Here is a 19,513-nt window from a genome sequence, read left to right as displayed (position 1 = left end):
GAACAGGACACGATGACCGATTTCACCGCCCGCGCCGCTTTGCTCCAACGCCTGCTCTCCGAACGCATCTTGTTCCTGGACGGCGCGATGGGCACCATGATCCAGACTTATCAGCTCGGCGAGGCCGATTACCGTGGACAGCGTTTCGCCGACTGGCCTTCCGACCTCAAGGGCAACAACGACCTGCTGTGCCTGACCCAGCCCCAGATCATCCGCGCCATCCACGACGCTTATCTCGCCGCCGGGGCCGATATCCTCGAAACCTGTTCCTTCAATTCCACCCGCGTCAGCATGGCCGATTACGGCATGGAGGAACTGGTCTACGAGTTGAACGTCGCCGCCGCCCGCGTCGCCCGCGAGGCTTGCGACGCCATGGCGGAAAAAACCCCGGACCGGCCCCGTTTCGTGGCGGGGGTGTTGGGACCGACCAGCCGCACCTGTTCCATCTCGCCGGATGTCAACGATCCCGGTTTCCGCAACGTCCATTTCGACGAACTGGTCGACGGCTATGTCGAGGCTATCGGCGGTTTGGTGGACGGCGGGGCCGATATCATCCTGATCGAGACCGTGTTCGACACCTTGAATGCCAAGGCCGCCGTGTTCGCGGTGGAACTATACGGCGAGCGCCATGGGGTCGAACTGCCGGTGATGATTTCGGGCACCATCACCGACGCCTCAGGCCGCACGCTGTCGGGTCAGACCGTGGAAGCCTTCTGGAATTCCCTGCGCCACGCCAAGCCGATTGCCTTCGGCTTCAACTGCGCCCTCGGGGCCAAGGAATTGCGCCAATACGTCGAGGAGCTTTCCCGCATCGCCGACACCTACGTCTCGGCCCATCCCAACGCTGGTTTACCCAACGAATTCGGCGGTTACGATGAAACGCCCGAAGCCATGGCGAAAGAAATCGCCGAATGGGCCGAGCAAGGCTTCCTCAACATCGTCGGCGGTTGCTGCGGCACCAATCCGGCGGTGATCCGGGCCATCCACGACGCCGTGTCCAGTTTCCCGCCGCGGCGGATTCCCAGCATCGAACCCCGCTGCCGCTTGTCCGGCCTGGAGCCTTTGAACATCGGCCCGGACACCTTGTTCGTCAACGTCGGCGAGCGTACCAATGTCACCGGTTCGGCGGCGTTCCGGCGCTTGATCCGCGAGGAGAAATACGAACAGGCCATCGACGTGGCCCGGTCGCAGGTCGAGAGCGGTGCCCAGATCATCGATATCAACATGGACGAGGGCATGTTGGATTCCCAGGCCGCAATGGTGCGTTTCCTCAACCTGATCGCGTCCGAGCCGGATATCGCCCGCGTGCCGGTGATGCTGGATTCTTCCAAGTGGGACATCCTTGAAGCCGGTTTGAAGTGCTTGCAGGGCAAGGGCATCGTCAATTCCATCTCGTTGAAGGAAGGCGAGGAAACCTTCCTGCACCACGCCCGGCTGGTGCGGCGTTACGGCGCGGCGGTCATCGTCATGGCCTTCGACGAAACTGGCCAAGCCGACACCCAGGCCCGCAAGGTCGAAATCTGCGCCCGTGCCTATAAGCTCCTGACCGAAACCCTGGGCTTCCCGTCTGAGGACATCATCTTCGACCCCAATATCTTCGCGGTCGCCACCGGCATCGAGGAACATAACCGCTACGGCCTGGATTTCATCGAGGCGGTGCGTGATATCAAAGCCACGCTGCCGCACGCGCTGATTTCCGGCGGCGTCTCCAACGTGTCGTTCTCGTTCCGGGGCAACAACCCGGTGCGGGAAGCCATACACGCCGTGTTCCTCTACCACGCCATCCGCGAAGGCATGGACATGGGCATCGTCAACGCCGGCCAGCTTGCTATCTACGAAGATGTGCCGGTCGAACTGCGCGACGCCATCGAGGACGTGATCCTCGCCCGTTCGCCCGAAGCCACCGACCGGCTGCTGGCCCTGGCCGATCAATACCGCGAGGAAGGCGGCGGCGCGACCGAAAAGAAGGAGGAACAGGCGTGGCGGTCCTGGCCGGTCAACAAGCGCCTGGAACACGCCCTGGTGAAGGGCATCGACGAGTTCGTCGAGGCCGACACCGAGGAAGCCCGCCAGCACTACGAACGCCCGCTGCACGTCATCGAAGGCCCGCTGATGGACGGCATGAACGTGGTCGGCGACTTGTTCGGGGCCGGGAAGATGTTCTTGCCGCAGGTGGTGAAATCGGCGCGGGTGATGAAGAAGTCCGTGGCCTACCTGATGCCGTTCATGGATGCGGAAAAAGCCCTGAATCCCGCGCCCAAGTCCAACGGTAAAATCCTGATGGCGACGGTGAAGGGCGATGTGCATGACATCGGCAAAAACATCGTCGGCGTGGTGCTGCAATGCAATGGCTTCGATGTGGTCGATCTAGGCGTGATGGTGCCCTGCGACAAAATCCTCGACGCCGCCCGCGAACACAGGGTGGATATCATCGGCCTTTCCGGCCTGATTACCCCGTCGCTGGACGAGATGGTGCATGTCGCCAAGGAAATGGAGCGCTTAGGGTTCGATATTCCGCTGATGATCGGCGGGGCCACCACTTCCCGCGCCCACACGGCGGTGAAGATCGAGCCGAATTACCGCCGGGGCAACACGGTCTATGTCACCGACGCCTCCCGCGCGGTAGGCGTGGCCGGGAGCCTGCTGAGCGAGGATTTGCGCGACGATTATGTCGCCAAGCTGCGCCGGGAATACGAGGAAGTCCGCCAGCGCCATGTAGGCCGTAAGGCGCAAGCCCCGATGCACGAACTGGCGGCGGCCCAAGCCAACGGCCTGCACGGCGATTGGCGACATTACACCCCGCCCCAACCCGGTTTCGTCGGCGTCCGCGCCTTCGAGCGCTATCCGCTCGCGGAGCTGGTGCCCTACATCGACTGGACGCCGTTCTTCCACACCTGGGAACTCTCGGGCAGCTATCCCAAAATCCTCGACGACGCCATCGTCGGCGAACAGGCCCGCACCTTGCTCCAGGACGCCCAGGCCATGCTGGAACTGCTGGTGCAACAGGAATGGCTGACCGCCAACGCCGTCATCGGCTTCTTCCCGGCCCAGCGGGTGGGCGACGATATCGTGCTGTACACCGACGACAGCCGGGTCGAAGTCCTGACCACGCTCCACCACCTGCGCCAACAGGCGGTCAAGCCGCCGGGGCAGCCCAATTATTGCCTCGCCGATTTCATCGCCCCGGCGGACAGCGGCGTGCCCGATTACATCGGTGGGTTCGCGGTCACGGCGGGGCAGGGGATCGAGGCCAAGCTCGACGCCTTCGCCGCCAATCACGACGACTACAGCGGCATCATGCTCAAGGCGCTGGCCGACCGTTTGGCCGAAGCCTTCGCCGAGCGGATGCACGAGCGGGTGCGGCGGGAATTCTGGGGCTACGCCCCGGAAGAACATCACAGCAACCGGGAATTGATCGACGAGACATACCGGGGTATCCGGCCCGCGCCCGGTTATCCGGCCTGCCCGGACCATACCGAGAAAACCGCGCTGTTCGACCTGCTGCGAGTCGAGGCGAATACCGGCATCACGCTCACCGAATCCTGCGCCATGTATCCGGCGTCCTCGGTCAGCGGCTGGTATTTCTCGCATCCCGCCGCCAAGTATTTCAACGTGGGCAAGATCAACCGCGACCAGATCGAGGATTATGCCCGGCGCAAGGGTATGGAGGTGCGGGACGTGGAGCGGTGGTTGGCTCCGGTGTTGGCTTATGAGCCGGAGTGAAGCAGCGTCAATTGGCAACCTGCGCTATTTGCGAAGAGTGGTATATATTCGCGTGGGCACTATGCCCAGGCCGTTTAAAGGAAGGTTTTCTCGCTTATGAACCTTGACCCCTCCCTAGGTCAACTTGCTTCCGATGCCGTCGCGTCTCCGGTCGGCAATGCGGCCCGTTGCGAAGCGGCCAATTTCCGCTGGGAACGCGCCATTTCGGTCGAGCGGGCGGAAGAATACGGCGTCTATGTCGGCGCGGTCGCCACCCATAAGGATTGGAAGGCGGAACACAATGGGTATGCCAAGACGTTCGTCCATGTTGCCAAGGATTTCCCAAGAAGCTCGGAGTCCTTCATGGCCCTCAATGCCCAGGCGCATTTGAATGAGAAGATGGACAACGCCTTCTTGTTGCGCTTGGAATCTATAGGTTATTTGTTCGGCAACCCGTTGTTGTCCGATGATATCGCCAATCGCTTTTGGAACCGCTTCTTCAACTCGCAAAAAGACCTGCGCAAAGAGGTGGGCAAGCTGTCCGACAGCGACGAGGCGTTACGCACCGAGTTTGTGAGGCAATGGAATACGCAACGCACGCAAGCCCGCCCCTTATTCGCCACTTTCCTCAACGATTTTGGCGGAGATTTGACGGCGTTGGCGAAAGCCGACTGGCCCCACCTTTTGCGCGACCGCTTAGGGCTAACCCATTGGCCTAGCACGCCGGGAAAGTCGCTCCCGGTCGCCTTGATGTGCTACACGCTGGACGAAGTGCGCGATGCCCGTGCGCTGGCCACCAAGAAAGGCGCGGTCGCCAGCTTTGCCCGCCCCACCGTGCTGGACACGGAAATGTCCGCCGCTTTCGTTCCCGCGCCCTTGCTGCCCGGCGGCGAAAGTTACGGGTATACGCTGGATTTGGCGAATACCGGCATCCCCGGTGCCTTTACCCCGGAGCTTTTGACCTTCCCTATCGATTACCGGCCTAGTCACATCAAGGCACTGGGTTTCATCTTGCGGCCCCATGCATTGCAGGACGAGCAAGCCCTGCTCGCGGCCCGCAACCGCCATGTGCAGGGCTTGCAAGCTGTGCCCGGTGGCGATGGTTTTGGCGAGGTGTTGCTATGAACTGGCAGCGCTGGGCCGACCAATTGCGCCAGACACCCCGGCAAGCGGTGGCGGATTTACTGCGTGGCGTCGCGGACATAGCGCCGTTCGAGCGGGTGGCGGCGCATGAATTCCTGTTGGCGGCCATGCCGCGTGCCAGCCGCAACGTCTCCCAAACCTTGCTCGGCGAACCGCGTTCCGAGGTGGCGGAAACCGACGCCGATCTACCGGGGCTTTTGGATACCGGCCTGTCGGAATGGCTGCTGGCGCAACGGCAAGCACCTTCGCCCCCGGCGCGGAAGCTCGCTGCCTATGCCGCGCAGGTGTGCGAAGCCTTGCAATGGCCGCTGTACTTTGGGCTGCCGCAGACCCGCGCCGCGCTGCGATCCGACCGCGCCCTGTGGTTGTCGTGGCTGGGTTCGCTGACCCTCTCGGCTTATCGCGACCCGGAATACGACTATTGGCAGGCGTTGGCCGCCCGGCAGGACGACGACCGCTTGCAGTTCTTTTGGCAGTCCTTCGTGGTGGAGGCCGGGCGTTTGCGTTCCGGGCGGTATCTCAATTTAGGGCTATTGGCCTTGGCCCGCTTGCCGCTGTCGGAGGAGGACGGCCTGCGCAACCTGCGGCTGCAAGTGCAGGCGCTCATCAACCGTTATCAGCGCCGCAAGGGCTGGGGCGTCCCGGCCCAGGAAGAACTCGCGGAGTCCTTGCGCGGGGTCATGGCCCGTAATCCCTGCATGAGCGCCGCCAACTACCGGGCGTTTTTAACTGAATTGCTGGTCCCGTTGGGCGAGGACAAGACCGCGTCGGTGTTGAGTTTCTTGGGGCTGGTCCAGAACGGGCCGCGCTATGGCAACGCTTCGATTCCAAGCAATGGCGACAAGCTCAAGCCGCCGGGCTCCTCGCAAGAAACTAGGCAGGTTATCCAGATAGTGCGTAATTCGGGCAGTTTAATAGAGGCATGGAATGCTATCCGCCCTTTGCTTAATGCCCACGAGGACTACTTGCACAAATCGGGCGATGCCTACTATTTCGTGCGTAATCTGGACCGCTGTGCCCGTGCCCTGTGCGAGAAATACCCGCTACGCGACCCGGAAGTCCGGGACCGCCTGTTTCAGTGGATACACTTGGCCTTGCGCATGGACGCCGACAACCCCAGGTTATGGATGCTGTGGGAACTGGCCTTGCGCCAAGCTGACCAGCCGCAACGGGCGCAGTGGGTGCTATGGGAGATGACGCGGCGCTTTCCCGACCATCTACCCTGCCGGGTGGAATTGGCGCGGTTGCTGGCCGATTCCAGCGATGCCGACGATCAGGCCCAGGCCGACCGCTTGTTGCGGCAGGTGTTGCGATTGGACTCCAAGCATCTACATGCCTATTCCACCTTGGCCCAATTGGCGATCCGCCGCCAGGACTGGCCCGAGGCGCTGGATCATGCCCAACAGGGCTTGCGGATTGATCCTAGCGATGAGTCCAGCGCGGTACTGCTAGCCACCGCCCATGCCCGGCGCAACGGGCCGGGCGATTTGCAAACGGCTATCGACGACTTGCAGCGGTTTGTGGACCGTTACCCTGGGAATCTGAATGCTGAAGGCTATCTGGGTGATCTGCTACGGCGTCAGCAATGGGCGGCGCAAGGCCAACTGACACCCCTCGAAGACAAGGAAGCGCCCACCCGCCCGGATACCGCCCCGCCTGAAACCGACGCCGCTTGGCTGACTTTTGCCGAGTCGATTGAGGCCATGTTGGCCGTAACGGCCACCGGGGATGCGCTCGCTCACGGTGGAGATGGGGACGACCGGGTGTTACCTTTGCCGCAAGCCTTGCGGCGGGCCGTGGCGCGGGGGCTCTGGGATGCAGACGTGTTGGACCGCTACGGTGCCGCCGACCAGCGGGAATTTCCCCTGGAAACGCGGTTGTGGCGCTACTTGCAGACATTGGCGTCCGGCGGCGCGTCCAGCGAGCGCGAACGCGCTAAACAGGCTGTGCAAGCATGGCTCGAAACCGAAGCCCGCTCGCCCACGCAAGACAGCCCATCGTGGTTGCCCTACTTGGCGCAGCGCTGGGAAAGCTTGAATACCCCCGCCGACACAGCGCTTGCGGTCGGCGCGGATTGGCTCAAGGACTTGCTGGACCGCTATCAGCCTTTGCCTGCGCCCTTGTTGGCATGAGGCGTTTATATTCAGAACAACTTGAAGTGCGTCTGAATTTGCATAGCCAAACATCACGCCCCATCCGCCTGGAACTCTACGGCACCTACGGCTGCCACCTCTGCGACGAGGCCGAAGCCCTGTGCCGCGCCCATCCCGGCCTCGAACTGCGCAAGATCGACATCGCCGACGACGCCGACCTGATGGAGCGTTACGGAATCCGCATCCCGGTTTTGCGCGACCCCGCTTCCGAACTGGAACTGGGCTGGCCGTTCGATGCGGCCACCCTGCAAACCTTTTTACAAAACTTGACGAGTGAGTGAGATGACCGCCACCGACTACCGCACCGAACAAGACAGCATGGGCCAACTCCAGGTCCCCGCCAGCGCCCTCTACGCCGCGCAAACCCAACGCGCGGTCGAGAACTTTCCCATCAGCGGCCTGACCTTGCCGCCCGCCTTCATACGCGCCGTGGCTTTGATTAAGAAATGCGCGGCCCGCGTCAACGTCGAACTCGGCGTGCTGGACGCCGATTTGGGCGCGGCCATCCAAGCCGCCGCCCAGGAAATCATCGAGGGCGGGCACGCCGACCAATTCCCGCTGGACGTGTTCCAGACCGGCTCCGGCACCAGCACCAACATGAACGCCAACGAGGTGATCGCCACCCTGGCGACCCGTGCCGCCGGGCGGAAGGTTGGGGCCAACGACCATGTCAACATGGGCCAGAGCAGCAACGACACCATCCCCACCGCCATCCATGTCAGCGCGGCGATGGAATGCCACGGGAAACTCCTGCCTGCGCTGGAACACCTGGCCGCGACCCTGGAAACCAAGGCCGCCGCCTTGGCCGATAGCGTCAAGACGGGCCGCACCCATCTCATGGACGCCATGCCCATCACCTTGGGCCAGGAGCTTTCCGGCTGGGCGCTGCAAATCCGCAACGCCCACGCCCGCGTCGGGATGGCCCTGACCCGTGTCTATAAACTGGCGCAGGGCGGTACGGCGGTCGGCACCGGCATCAACGCCCATCCCGAATTCGCCGCCCGCATCGCCGATGCCCTGATCCATGAAACCGGCCTGCCGTTCACGCCGAACGATTCGTTCTTCGAGTCCTTGGGTTGCCAGGACGCGGCGGTGGAATTGTCCGGCCAGTTGAAGACGGTGGCGGTCGGCCTGATGAAGATCGCCAACGATTTGCGCTGGATGAATTCCGGCCCCTTGGCGGGCCTGGGCGAGATCGAACTGCCCGCCCTGCAACCGGGTAGTTCCATCATGCCGGGCAAGGTCAACCCGGTGATTCCCGAGGCCGCATGCATGGTCGCGGCCCAGGTCATCGGCAACGACACCACCATCACCGTGGCCGGGCAGTCGGGTTCGTTCCAGTTGAACGTGATGCTGCCGGTCATCGCCCACAACCTGTTGCAAAGCATCGAATTGCTGGCCAATGTTTCCCGCTTGCTGGCCGACAAGGCCATCGCCGGTTTCGTGGTGCGCGAGGACAATCTGCGGAAGGCGCTGGCCTTGAATCCCATCCTGGTTACGGCCCTGAATCCGGTCATCGGTTATGCGAAAGCGGCGGAAATCGCCAAGGCCGCCTACAAGCAACAACGGCCCATCATCGACGTGGCGGCGGACATGACCGGGATTCCCCGCGCCGAGCTGGAAAAGCTGCTCGATCCGGCCCAGCTGACTTTGGGCGGGATTTCGGCCTAGGGCATTTTCGGTTTGGGTGTACGTCTGGTGTAGGGCGGGCATGTACTCATGCCCGCCCTTTGATACGGCATCTCAATATATCAATGTATTAAGATAACAGTATCATAGCGCGGAAAGCATTGTCTGCCGCCCGCCGACGAGCCAGGCCCAAACAAACCCGGACTAGGGGTAGAATGGCGCATGATGAACGCCACACCTTATTCCAAACTCACCCCGGATTGCATCCTGAACGCCTTGGATAGCGCCGGATTCCCCTGCGATGGCCGCTTGGCCGCGCTCAACAGCTATGAAAACCGGGTCTACCAGATCGGCATGGAGGAGGGGCTGCCCGTGGTAGCCAAATTCTACCGGCCTGGACGTTGGAGCGACGCGGCAATCCTGGAAGAACACGGGTTCGTGCGGGAATTGGCCGAATCCGAACTTCCCGCCGTTCCCGCGCTGGCTGGGGGCGATGGCTCCACCCTGCACGCCTACCAAGGCTTTCGCTTCGCCGTGTTTCCCCGCCAGGGGGGTTATGCGCCCGAATTCAACGACGATGCCATCTTGGAACGGATGGGGCGGCTCTTGGGCCGTATCCACGCCGTGGGCGCGTTACGGCCCTACCAAGCTCGCCCCGGCATCGATATCGCCGGTTTCGGCGAGGAACCCCGCGCCTATCTGCTGGCGCACGGCTTTATTCCCACCGAGTTCCGCGATGCCTACCGCGACACCACCGAGCGGGCCTTGGAACAGGTCCGGCGCTGTTTCGAGCGGGCCGGGGAAGTGGCGCGGCTGCGCCTGCACGGCGATTGCTACGCCGGCAATGTGTTGTGGACCGGCGATGGCCCGCACCTGGTGGATTTCGACGATAGCCGCATGGGACCGGCCATCCAGGATTTGTGGATGCTGCTCTCGGGCGACCGCATCGAGATGGGGCGGCAACTCGGCCACCTGCTGGCTGGATACGAAACCTTCTTCGACTTCGATCCCCGCGAACTGCACTTGGTCGAAGCCCTGCGCACCTTGCGCATGATCCATTACGCCGGTTGGATCGCCCGCCGCTGGGAAGACCCGGCGTTCCCCCAGGCCTTTCCCTGGTTCGAGTCGCCGGGCTATTGGCACGAGCGGGTACTCGAACTCCACGAGCAAACCGCCCGCATGGCCGAGCCGCCGCTGTGGTCTATTTGAGACCGGCCCCGAGTTTCAAAGGCTTCTGGCCGAAGCGGTAAAAACTCCGGTCCAGATAGAACAGCACATCCTCTACATCCTCTTTCTTCCAACCGGTATTGGTATGCGTGGCCCAGGCTTCGATCCTGGCCCTGAGTTCTTCCGCCGAGCCGAGGTGGCGGACTTCGGGCCGGTTGAAATCCTCGTGGCAGGCTTGGCAATGGTCCTCGAACAGTTCCTGCCCCCGCGCGAAGTTCTGCGCGGAAGCCGGGGATGGGGTCCAAGCGGCGAAGAAGCAGGCGATGATGAGGCCGGATCGGGTGTTCATGGGCAGGCTCCTATCATGGATGGGGGAATCAATCCTTGCCCGTGTGCTTGGCGTCCTTGATGTAGCGATGCACGCGGATCGAAGGCAGGAAGGCATCGAGTTCGATGGAAAGGTCGTTGCGGCGCAGGCGGCGGCGTTTCTTCTCCAAGTCGGGCAAGGGAATGATTTCCGGGGCCATCGCGCCGGTCTCCGCCGGATAGAAGAGGGGGGCGGCGGCCATGACCTGCTTGCGCACCGGACCCTCGGGCGTGGGGAAGGTCAGGTTCACCCTGGGATATTCCTTGAGTTGCTGCACCTGGGCCAGGGGTTCGTCTTCGGGCAGGTCCATCAGGGCCTCGAATTGGGAACGGTGGCGTGGATCGATATCGCCGGTTTCGGCGATGCGCTTTTCCAGTAGTAGGCGGGCCTCGTCACGGGTGATGCGGATGATCTTCCGCACCTTGCCCCAGAAATAGGAAGCCGCGACCGGTTGGGCGTCCAGAACGGTGAAGCTACGCACCGCCTGCCGCCGGTTGAACCGGGCGCGGCCTATATCGGTCAGCAATTGCGCGGTCCAGGCGCGTTGGGTGGGCTGGCCCTTCGGTCCTTCGATCACCCCGGAATCCAGCCGCATCAGCAAGCCGTGCAGGGCTTGCTTGAGCCGGTTCACCGTGCCCACCCAGCGCAAAGTCTCGTCCGAGGCACCGAGCAAGCCTTGCAGCCGTTCAGTACCGCCCGGCTCCAATGCGTCCGAATAATCCAGCCTTTGCAAGAAGGCGGCACAAGCCTGCCGGGCCAACGCCGTTCGGTCTTGTCCCTCGACCCAGGCCGGCCGGTCGCCATCCGCGATCACCGCCGCGCCCAGGTTGAACAAGGCGGTTTCCAACTCGCCGATATGGCGCAATAGCAACACTTGGGCTTGCGAATCCAGGCTGGACATGGTGGTTTCCTCGATGGCGTTCTTGGATGCGATCTTAAAAGCTTTATGATAACAGTATCATTTTGAATAAAAACCAAAACATAAAAACTAAACTCCAAAAATCAAACAATCACATGAGAAATCATCCCATCAGCCAATTTAGGCTCAAACCAAGTTGATTTAGGCGGCATCACTTCGCCCGCATCAGCCACCGCCATCAAATCCTCCATACGGGTAGGGCATAGGGAAAATGCCAAAGCCATTTCTCCGCCATCAACCCGGCGCTCCAATTCACCCAGACCCCGGATACCACCCACGAAATCGATCCGCTTATCGCGCCGCGCATCGGCGATCCCCAGGATCGGCTCGATCAAATGATCGTGCAACAGGCTCACATCCAAGCGACCGACCGGGTCTTGCGGGATCAGAGCGCCATGGATGGTTAATCGCAGCCACCGACCGCCCAGATATAGGCCAAACTCGCCGGGCCTAGCTGGATGGACCTGACCGACACTGGCTTCGATATCGAAACATCCGGCCACCCGCTCCAAGAATTCCGCCTCGCCCAAACCCTGCAAATCCCGGATCAAGCGGTTGTAATCCAGGATGCGCATTTGATGGTAAGGGAACATCACCGCCAGGAAATATTCGTGATCAGCCTCGGCATCGCCGGTGCGCCGCGAAGCCGCGATCCGCGAAGCCGCCGCCGAACGATGATGCCCATCGGCGATATACAACGCAGGCAGCGCCTCGAAATAGCCGGTCAGTTCGGCGATGATCTGGACATCGCGGACCACCCACAGCGTATGGCGCACCCCGGATTCCGCCACGGCATCAGCCTCGGGTACCCCGGCGGATACTTCGGCCAGGATCGCATCGACCGCCGGGGCGTCGGGATAGGCCAATAGCACCGGCCCGGTCTGCGCGTTCAAGGCGTCGATCTGGCGGACCCGGTCGTCTTCCTTGTCGGGGCGGGTGAATTCGTGGCGGCGGATGCGGTTGCTGTCATAGGCCGCGACACTGGCGCTCGCCACCAAGCCGGTCTGGGTCCGGTCGCCCATGATGAGCCGGTAGACGTAATAGCAAGGCTTGTCGTCGCGTTGCAGCACCCCGGCGGCGATCATCTCGGCGAGGTTTTGCGCGGCCTTGGCATAGACTTCCGGCGCGTAAGGGTCGGTGCCTTCCGGCAGGTCGATTTCGGGCTTGGAAATATGCAGGAAGCTCCAAGGCTTATCCTGGGCCAGGACGCGGGCTTCCCCGGTATTCAGCACGTCGTAGGGTGGGGCGATGATCTCGGCGGCGCGGCCCGGCGCGGGACGCAAAGCGGCGAAGGGTCGGATGAGCGGCATGGGGATTCTCCTAGAATGAAAAAAGGCTGGCATTCTAGCACCCTCATTCCACCTCGGCCCCAGTAGCGCCAGTGCCGAACACGCTCCACCCGCCCCAATATGCGGTATCCTTTAGTCCCACTCCCGGACCGTGTATCGCCAAGTCCATCACCCCATGCCATTCCATTCCCGCCCAAGCCCGCAGCGAACCGACCGCCTGTTATGGCTGCTGCCGATCCTCTTGGTCCAAACCGCCTGCGTAGGTACCGCTACCACCACGATCTATCGCCATCCGCCTCGGGAACCCACCCGTACCGCCCCGGCCCCACCCGCCCAATCCGTTGTGCCGACCCCGGTTCCCGAACCCACCGCGCCGCCGCCCACCGACACAGCCCCGGAACAACGCACCCAGACCAGCACGCCGCCCGCCGTCCTGGCCCTGATGGACGAGGCCGGACAAGACCTCCAAAGCGGCGATCTGGACAACGCCGCCACCGCCTTGGAGCGGGCCATCCGCATCCAGCCCAAGAACCCCAAGCTTTGGCACGATCTGGCCGAGGTCCGGTTGAGGCAACAACAACCCGGCTTGGCCGAAGACCTCGCCAAGAAATCCAATCTCCATGCCCAGGGCGACGATACCCTGATCCGCGCCAACTGGTCCCTCATCGCCGAGGCCCGACGCTTGCTGGGCGATGCGGCGGGCGCGGACGAGGCGCTACGCAAAGCGGGGCAGTAATAATGCACGACTTCCACAGCTTGTTTGGCCCCGATGGCCTGTTGGTGCAGCGCTTGCCGGGTTTCGAGTCCCGTCCGGCCCAGTTGGAAATGGCCGAGGCCGTGGCGGCAACCTTGGAACAGGGCGGCAACCTCGTGGCCGAGGCCGGCACCGGCACCGGCAAAACCCTGGCCTACCTGATCCCGGTCCTCCTGTCAGGCAAGAAAGCCATCATCTCCACCGCCACCAAGACCTTGCAAGACCAACTTTACCGCAAGGATTTACCCTTGGTCCGGCACGCCTTGGGCCTGCCGTTCCAAGCCGTGCTGCTGAAGGGCCGCGCCAATTATCTGTGCATCTACCGGCTGCAAACCACCCTGGGCTTCAAGAGCGGCTATGGTCCCGCCGACGCCGCCACGCTGGAAGCCATCCGCCGCTGGGCCAAGCACACCCAGACCGGCGATATCGCCGAAGCGGTGGACGTGCCGGAATCCTCGCCCCTATGGGCGGCGGCGACTTCCACCGTGGATAATTGCCTGGGTTCGGAATGCCCCCAATATGCGGAATGCCATCTGGTCAAGGCCCGCCGCGCCGCGCTGGAAGCCGATGTGGTGGTCATCAACCATCATTTGCTCTGGGCGGATTGGACCCTGAGGAACGATGGTTTCGGCGAACTTTTGCCGAATGTCCAAGCCATCGTGGTGGACGAGGCCCATCAATTCCTGGAATCGTCCACCCAGTTCCTTGGGCTGAGCGTAACCTCGCGCCAATTCACCGAACTGGCCGACGATATCACCGCCGAGTGGATCAAGGACGCCCGCGACGTGCCCGCGCTACAAGACGAGGCCGATTGGCTGCACCGCCAAACCGAGGATTTGCGGCTGGCGCTGGGAGTGGAAACCACCCGCCGCGAAGCTTGGCACCGGGTGGCGGACGATCCCTTGGTCAAGGAAATCATCGGTGGCTTGTTCATGCAATTGGGCCAATTGGCCGACCTGCTCAAGCCTTTGGCGGTACGCGGCAAGGGCTTGGAGTCCTGCTACAAGCGCTGTTTCGAGATCGGCTCCCGGCTCGACGCTTTCCTCGACGATAACGAGAACACCGACGGCGGCGACACCGTGCGTTGGTTCGAAACCCGTAAACGCGCCTTCAGCCTGAACCGCACGCCGCTGACCGTCGCCGACGAGTTCGGCAAATTCCGCCAGTACAGCCAAGCCGCCTGGGTGTTCGCCTCGGCCACCCTGACCGTGGGCGGCGACTTCGGGCATTTCATCCACCAGTGCGGACTCCAGGAAGCCGAGTGCAAAGCCTGGGACAGCCCGTTCGACTATCAACGCCAATCATTGCTATACCTGCCGCCTGGCTTGCCCGATCCGGGAACCCAGGGCTATACCCAAGCCGTGATCCGCGCCGCTGTGCCGGTGTTGCGGGCCAGCCGGGGCAGGGCGTTCTTGTTGTTCACTTCGCACCAAGCTTTGGCGGAAGCCGCCAAGCGCCTGCCCGAATATTTCGACTATCCCCTGTTCATCCAAGGCAGCCAGCCCAAATCCACCTTGCTGGAATTGTTCAAGCGGGCGGGGAATGGCATTTTGTTGGGCACGGCCAGCTTTTGGGAAGGCGTGGATGTGCAAGGTCCGGCCCTGTCCTGCGTCATCATCGACAAACTGCCGTTCGCCTCGCCCGGCGATCCGGTGTTGAGCGCCCGTTTGGAAAGCCTGAAGAAAACCGGGGCGAACCCCTTCATGTCTTATCAATTGCCCACGGCCATCCTGGCTCTGAAACAGGGCGTGGGCCGCTTGATCCGCAACCAGACCGACCGGGGCGTGCTGGTGCTATGCGATCCGCGTCTAGTGGGCCGCTCTTATGGCGAAGAGTTCCTGGACAGCCTCCCGGACATGCCCCGGAGCCACGCACTGGCCGATGTGGAACGCTTTTTCGCCACGCCCTGAGGAGACGCACACGACCATGAACCTACTCGCCATCGAAACCGCCACCGAAGCTTGTTCCGCCGCTTTGCTGGTGGGAGACCAACTGATCGAGCGTTACCAACTGGCCCCGCGCCTGCACAACAGCCTGATCCTGCCCATGGTGGACGAGCTATTGGCGGAAGCGGGGCTGGTTGTCGGCCAGCTCGACGCCCTGGCTTTCGGGCGCGGGCCGGGTTCGTTCACCGGGGTGCGGATCGCGGCAGGCGTGGCTCAAGGTATCGCTTTCGGGGCGGATTTGCCGGTGGTGCCGGTTTCGACCTTGGCGGCCCTGGCCGAGGCGGCCCTGGCCGCAACCGGGCTGGACACCGCTTTTCCCTGCATCGATGCCCGGATGGGGGAAGTCTATTGGGCCGTGTACCGGCGGGGTGGGACGGGCTGGGCCGAATTGCTGGGGGAGGAAGCCGTGCTTCCGGCAGAGCAAGCGTCGTTTCCCGAGGCGGTCCGGGGCGTGGCGACCGGGAGTGGTTGGGCGACCTATGGTGCCGTATTGGGGGAGCGCCTGGGCGGGCGGGTGCTGACCGTGTTGGAAGGGCAGTTCCCCCGCGCCGGGTTTGTCGCCCGGCTGGGGGCGGCGGCTTTTCAGGCGGGCGTGGCAGTGCCGGTGGAGCAGGTCCAGCCCATTTATCTGCGGGACAACGTGGCGAAAAAACCCCAATTGCCCAGCTTGACCTGAGAGACCAGAACGCCCGTGGAATGTGCGTCGGCGCATCCCACGGGCGTTTCCAGGTCCGGTTAAAGCACCAGCCTCAGCGGATTTCGAGGGTGGACACACTCATCGGCGGCAGGGCCACCACCAGTTGGGTCTTGGTGACGGGGACCGAACCCATATAAACGGGCGTGGTCGCGGTCCCGGCCAGCCGGTAGACCCGCGCCGTGCCTTGGTTCGGCAAGCCTTGCAAGCCCACGTCCTGGGCTTTGTCGCTACGGTTGATCGCCACGAACACCGAACGACCCGCCACGCTGGAATCCACGCTGGCATAGACCGATACCTTGGTGACATCGGCGGATTGAGCATCCAAGGCGATATCCCCGAAGTTCGCCGCCTTGCCATCGAAACTCCGGTACATCAGGAAAGCGGCCTCGATGAACGGCTCGGTGCCGCCCATCTGCCAACGGGTGGCGGCGAATACGCCTTGCTGGCCGAAGATGCCCAAGGCGTCCGCTTCGGCCAAAGCTCCCGAGATGTGGTTGCCGCCGCCGTAGTTATATTCGGTGATGGCGAACTTCGTGCCGGGGTAGTGCGCGTCGATCTTGGCCTTCATCCTGGGAATCAAGCGGATGGCCTTGTCGCCCTCCGGCAGTACTCCCGGAATCCAGGAATTCTCCACATAACCGGCATCCCACAGCGAGCGCGTCGCTTGCAAGCGGGCCGCGACCACTTCGGGCGTGTTGAGCGTGGCCATCTGGCTGCCATCCCAGTAATACCCGACCGGCGAACCGCCCGCCGATTTGGCCTCGGTGTAGAAATGCAGGTCCAGCACATCGACCAAACGCTTGCCGGCGGTGGTTTCGGCCTGTCTCATGCGGTCCAGGTAGTACTCGGTGAAATCGCCCTTGCTGGCATGGTCCGATCCGCCGCCATCGGGTGCGCCCTGGAGATAGGTGAAGCCATACCAGCCATAGCTCACGAAACCGAATACCATGGCATTGGGATCGACCGTCTTGATGGTCTCGGCGGCGGCTTGGTTCTTCTGGCACAGGCTGTCGTAGGACTCCTGGTGTGGCTCGATGCGCGGATGGCTGGCGAACCAGATATCCGGCTCATTATCCAGCGAGTAGAAGACCTGCTTGCCGGGATGGGCCGGTTTGACCACGGTCTTGATCCAGTTGATATATTCGTCGGTGAAAACGAAAGGATCGGCAGTATCCGGCATGGTGGTGAAAGGCGCGTTCTTCTCCAGATCAACCTGTTTGAAGCGGGTTTGCAGGTAATTGGGACCGGAATCGGCGACATCGCCCCCCGGACCCTTGTCGGCGGCGACATAGCCCAGGATCGGCACCGTGACCAGGACCGCCTCGGCGTGGCCGGTGGCGGCGAACACCTTGTCCACCTCGTAGGAAACCGCCCGGCCCGGCACGTTGTACTGGTTGGCGGGCACCCCCTCGACCCAGGGCAGGTAATCGTCGTTCTCGTTGAGGTAATCGACGCCGGCGTTGCTGGCGTTGTTCTCCCAGTTGTAGGCGGTCCAGCGGTTGCCGCCTAGGCGTCCGAAGGTGTATTGCGGTGCGCCGTGGTTCTGGTTGCTGCCGTAGATATAAGGGGAGATGGGTTTGCGGTTGGCGGGATTCAGCGTCACCCCGACATCGACGCTGCTACCGGCCTTGGTGGTGAAAGCGACGGCGCTGGAGGCTTGGTTGCCGAAATGGTCGGTGACCTTGAGGGTTCCGGTATAGGCCGCGGACGGTTCCAGCAAGTCGATCAACAGGCTGCGTGCGGTGGCGAAGTCGGTGAGCGTGCGTCGCAGCGTTTCCGCACCGCCCTGCTTCTGGAAACTCAGTTCGGCGGTGCAAGGCCGGTCGGTGGTCCATTTCAAGGTGATTTTATGGCCTTCCACGCCGGTCGCGGTCGGGGTGGACAAGGTGGGCGGCGTGGTCGGGGCCGGGGGCAGGACGTAGTTGCCTTCCAGCACGCTCTGGTTGGGCGTGGCCTGGGGATCGATACGATGATCCAGGGCGGTGAAGCGGTATCGCACGGTGGTGCCGGGCGTCAGGCCGGTCAGGTTCACCTTGTGGGCCGTGCCCCAGTTCTGCAGGTCTTGGACCTGATGGCTGTAATCGTTGACGCCATATTCGAGGCGGTACAACGTGGCCTCGTTGGTCTTGAAGACCAAGGCGAGTTGGTCGTAGGTGGAACTGAGGGTGGCCGAACCCAGTTTTATCACGGGGGGCTTGGTGTCCGGGGTCCAGCCCAGTTTCACTGCGGCCACATAGAAATGCGGTTCGGAAACGATGCCGGTCCCATCGTCGATGTTCCACAACACGAAGCGCGAGAAGCGGAAGATTTTCGGATGTAGTTGCGCCAGGTTGACCCGGATGTGGAACCAATGGCCGAAGCGCTGATCCGCTGTCATATCGGCCCAGCCGGGGATGAAATCCACCAGCCGGTGCATATCGGCGTAGCCGCCGTCCTCGAAGATGAATTGCAGGTTCTCGGTCTTCACCGAATCCGCCGCGATATAGACATCGAATTCGATGGTGCGGACTTCGTTCAGGTAATAGACCGGCGGATTGTTCCAATCGGCGGGGCCGATGCCGAAGGCTTTCCACAGATTGCCCTGGCCGGAAAACCGCACTTCTATCGCCTTGCCGGACCGGCCCGGCGCTTGGGCGTTGGGGTCGGTCACGGCGACGGGAGGCCAGTTGTTGATGCCCCATTGGCCGACGAAGCCGGAATCGTAAACGGGGATATAGCCGAGCGCGGCATGGCCGGGCAGGGTCGCGACCAGCAACCAAAACCAGAGGCAAAGCCGGGCCAAAGGCCATATTTTGGGGGGCCAGGGTCGTGCATACATAGGAAAGTCCCCTTTGGAAAAGCTTGGACGTGGAGCCCGGAGTCCTTGGGCGGGCGTGGATGGATACCCAATCCTACAAATCCGGCTTGGATGGGGCGGTGGGACGGGTCTCCGCCGCCGACACGATCAAGCTTAGTAGCAATCCCTTATATAAGATGTGGAATATGCCCCAAGACCAACGGAACTCTGCCCTGGTATTCGAGGGGATTAAGTCACTGCCGACCGGGAAGCTTTTATGCTGGGCCGGTATCGCCGCCGCTGCATAATACGTACCGCATCGGGTAAACTATCGCCATGGCACAATACTTCCAAGTTCACCCCAAAGACCCCCAGCCCAGGCTGATCCGCCGCGCGGTGGAGATCATCCGGCAGGGTGGTTTGATCGTGTATCCCACCGATTCCGGCTACGCCTTCGCCTGCCAACTCGACAACAAGGACGCCCTCGAACGCATCCGCCGCATCCGCCAACTCGGCGACGCGCATAATTTCACCCTGGTCTGCATCGATCTTTCGCAAATCGCCACCTTCGCCAAGATCAACAACGAAGCCTTCCGCCTCATCAAAACCCTGACCCCCGGACCCTTCACCTTCATCCTACCGGCCACCCGCGAAACTCCACGGCGCTTGCAGCACTCCAAGCGCAAGACCATCGGCATCCGGCTCCCGAACAATCCCATCACCATGGCCTTGGTGGAAGAATTACAAGAACCCTTGTTCAGTTCCACCCTGATCCTCCCAGGACACGAAGACGCCATGAGCGACCCCGAGGATATCCGCGCCCGCCTGGAAAAAGAGGTGGACCTGGTCCTAGACGCCGGCCCGGTGGCCTACCAACCCACCACCATCATCGGTTTCACCGAAGCCCGCCCGGAACTGATCCGGCAGGGCAAGGGCACCGTTGACGGCCTGTTTTAACCGCTTATCCCCCG

General features: G+C 62.5%; 14 protein-coding genes. 10 read left to right on the top strand and 4 right to left on the bottom strand.

The window, feature by feature from the left end; genetic code table 11:
- Positions 1 to 12 precede the first annotated feature (12 nt).
- The 6 genes from metH (at position 13) to B9N93_RS11705 (ending at position 9,836) form a co-directional block, all read left to right on the top strand.
- Positions 13 to 3,723, top strand: a complete 3,711-nt coding sequence (gene metH / locus B9N93_RS11730) for a methionine synthase (protein WP_085213836.1) — start codon at positions 13 to 15, stop codon at positions 3,721 to 3,723.
- Between the two features lie 96 nt (positions 3,724 to 3,819).
- A complete protein-coding gene (locus B9N93_RS11725) occupies positions 3,820 to 4,827 on the top strand; it encodes a hypothetical protein (RefSeq protein WP_085213835.1) in 1,008 nt (335 codons plus the stop codon).
- Positions 4,824 to 6,977 carry a tetratricopeptide repeat protein gene (locus B9N93_RS11720; RefSeq protein ID WP_085213833.1) on the top strand — a complete coding sequence of 718 codons (2,154 nt, stop codon included), beginning with the start codon at positions 4,824 to 4,826 and terminating at the stop codon, positions 6,975 to 6,977. Before B9N93_RS11725 ends, B9N93_RS11720 begins: the two co-directional genes overlap by 4 nt.
- 26 nt (positions 6,978 to 7,003) lie before the next feature.
- On the top strand, positions 7,004 to 7,279 hold the full coding sequence (locus tag B9N93_RS11715) for a glutaredoxin family protein (RefSeq protein ID WP_254899383.1): 276 nt from the start codon (positions 7,004 to 7,006) through the stop codon (positions 7,277 to 7,279).
- Between the two features lies 1 nt (position 7,280).
- Positions 7,281 to 8,669, top strand: coding sequence for a class II fumarate hydratase (locus B9N93_RS11710; protein ID WP_085213829.1), 1,389 nt, complete (start codon positions 7,281 to 7,283; stop codon positions 8,667 to 8,669).
- Between the two features lie 180 nt (positions 8,670 to 8,849).
- Positions 8,850 to 9,836, top strand: coding sequence for a serine/threonine protein kinase (locus tag B9N93_RS11705; protein WP_085213828.1), 987 nt, complete (start codon positions 8,850 to 8,852; stop codon positions 9,834 to 9,836).
- Here the strand turns inward: B9N93_RS11705 and B9N93_RS11700 are convergent.
- From B9N93_RS11700 to B9N93_RS11690, 3 genes are all read right to left on the bottom strand, one after another.
- Positions 9,829 to 10,143, bottom strand: coding sequence for a hypothetical protein (locus B9N93_RS11700; RefSeq protein WP_085213826.1), 315 nt, complete (start codon positions 10,141 to 10,143; stop codon positions 9,829 to 9,831). The genes B9N93_RS11705 and B9N93_RS11700 overlap by 8 nt on opposite strands.
- Positions 10,144 to 10,171: 28 nt before the next feature.
- Positions 10,172 to 11,062, bottom strand: coding sequence for a hypothetical protein (locus B9N93_RS11695; protein ID WP_085213824.1), 891 nt, complete (start codon positions 11,060 to 11,062; stop codon positions 10,172 to 10,174).
- 101 nt (positions 11,063 to 11,163) lie between these two features.
- Positions 11,164 to 12,390 (bottom strand): DUF1015 domain-containing protein, encoded by a 1,227-nt coding sequence (locus B9N93_RS11690; protein WP_085213823.1) that lies wholly within the window; start codon positions 12,388 to 12,390, stop codon positions 11,164 to 11,166.
- A gap of 154 nt (positions 12,391 to 12,544) precedes the next feature.
- Here B9N93_RS11690 and B9N93_RS11685 point away from each other — a divergent pair, with 154 nt between their 5' ends.
- Genes B9N93_RS11685 through tsaB form a run of 3 tightly spaced genes read left to right on the top strand, consistent with a single transcriptional unit; the run spans position 12,545 to position 15,745 of the window.
- Positions 12,545 to 13,105 carry a tetratricopeptide repeat protein gene (locus tag B9N93_RS11685; RefSeq protein ID WP_085213821.1) on the top strand — a complete coding sequence of 187 codons (561 nt, stop codon included), beginning with the start codon at positions 12,545 to 12,547 and terminating at the stop codon, positions 13,103 to 13,105.
- Between the two features lie 2 nt (positions 13,106 to 13,107).
- A complete protein-coding gene (locus B9N93_RS11680; protein WP_085213819.1) occupies positions 13,108 to 15,033 on the top strand; it encodes an ATP-dependent DNA helicase in 1,926 nt (641 codons plus the stop codon).
- Between the two features lie 16 nt (positions 15,034 to 15,049).
- Positions 15,050 to 15,745, top strand: a complete 696-nt coding sequence (gene tsaB / locus B9N93_RS11675) for a tRNA (adenosine(37)-N6)-threonylcarbamoyltransferase complex dimerization subunit type 1 TsaB (protein WP_085213817.1) — start codon at positions 15,050 to 15,052, stop codon at positions 15,743 to 15,745.
- Positions 15,746 to 15,818: 73 nt separating this feature from the next.
- Here the strand turns inward: tsaB and B9N93_RS11670 are convergent, their stop codons facing one another.
- Positions 15,819 to 18,584, bottom strand: a complete 2,766-nt coding sequence (locus B9N93_RS11670) for a glycoside hydrolase family 44 protein (protein ID WP_085213815.1) — start codon at positions 18,582 to 18,584, stop codon at positions 15,819 to 15,821.
- Between the two features lie 294 nt (positions 18,585 to 18,878).
- On the opposite strand from B9N93_RS11670, the gene B9N93_RS11660 reads away from it, so the two are divergent.
- Positions 18,879 to 19,499, top strand: coding sequence for an L-threonylcarbamoyladenylate synthase (locus tag B9N93_RS11660; RefSeq protein WP_085213812.1), 621 nt, complete (start codon positions 18,879 to 18,881; stop codon positions 19,497 to 19,499).
- The last annotated feature ends 14 nt before the right edge of the window (positions 19,500 to 19,513 follow it).

Origin of the sequence: Methylomagnum ishizawai (assembly GCF_900155475.1) — a bacterium.
Lineage (GTDB): Bacteria > Pseudomonadota > Gammaproteobacteria > Methylococcales > Methylococcaceae > Methylomagnum > Methylomagnum ishizawai_A.
The sequence above is the reverse complement of the archived record's forward strand: the minus strand, read 5'-3'. Positions and strand labels throughout refer to the sequence as shown.

What these genes read in the sequence shown, in the direction of transcription:
- metH (WP_085213836.1), top strand. Translation starts at nt 13, where the DNA reads ATGACCGATTTCACCGCCCGCGCCGCTTTGCTCCAACGCCTGCTCTCC.
- B9N93_RS11725 (WP_085213835.1), top strand. Translation starts at nt 3,820, where the DNA reads ATGAACCTTGACCCCTCCCTAGGTCAACTTGCTTCCGATGCCGTCGCG.
- B9N93_RS11720 (WP_085213833.1), top strand. Translation starts at nt 4,824, where the DNA reads ATGAACTGGCAGCGCTGGGCCGACCAATTGCGCCAGACACCCCGGCAA.
- B9N93_RS11710 (WP_085213829.1), top strand. Translation starts at nt 7,281, where the DNA reads ATGACCGCCACCGACTACCGCACCGAACAAGACAGCATGGGCCAACTC.
- B9N93_RS11705 (WP_085213828.1), top strand. Translation starts at nt 8,850, where the DNA reads ATGATGAACGCCACACCTTATTCCAAACTCACCCCGGATTGCATCCTG.
- B9N93_RS11700 (WP_085213826.1), bottom strand. Translation starts at nt 10,143, where the DNA reads ATGAACACCCGATCCGGCCTCATCATCGCCTGCTTCTTCGCCGCTTGG.
- B9N93_RS11695 (WP_085213824.1), bottom strand. Translation starts at nt 11,062, where the DNA reads ATGTCCAGCCTGGATTCGCAAGCCCAAGTGTTGCTATTGCGCCATATC.
- B9N93_RS11690 (WP_085213823.1), bottom strand. Translation starts at nt 12,390, where the DNA reads ATGCCGCTCATCCGACCCTTCGCCGCTTTGCGTCCCGCGCCGGGCCGC.
- B9N93_RS11685 (WP_085213821.1), top strand. Translation starts at nt 12,545, where the DNA reads ATGCCATTCCATTCCCGCCCAAGCCCGCAGCGAACCGACCGCCTGTTA.
- B9N93_RS11680 (WP_085213819.1), top strand. Translation starts at nt 13,108, where the DNA reads ATGCACGACTTCCACAGCTTGTTTGGCCCCGATGGCCTGTTGGTGCAG.
- tsaB (WP_085213817.1), top strand. Translation starts at nt 15,050, where the DNA reads ATGAACCTACTCGCCATCGAAACCGCCACCGAAGCTTGTTCCGCCGCT.
- B9N93_RS11670 (WP_085213815.1), bottom strand. Translation starts at nt 18,584, where the DNA reads ATGTATGCACGACCCTGGCCCCCCAAAATATGGCCTTTGGCCCGGCTT.
- B9N93_RS11660 (WP_085213812.1), top strand. Translation starts at nt 18,879, where the DNA reads ATGGCACAATACTTCCAAGTTCACCCCAAAGACCCCCAGCCCAGGCTG.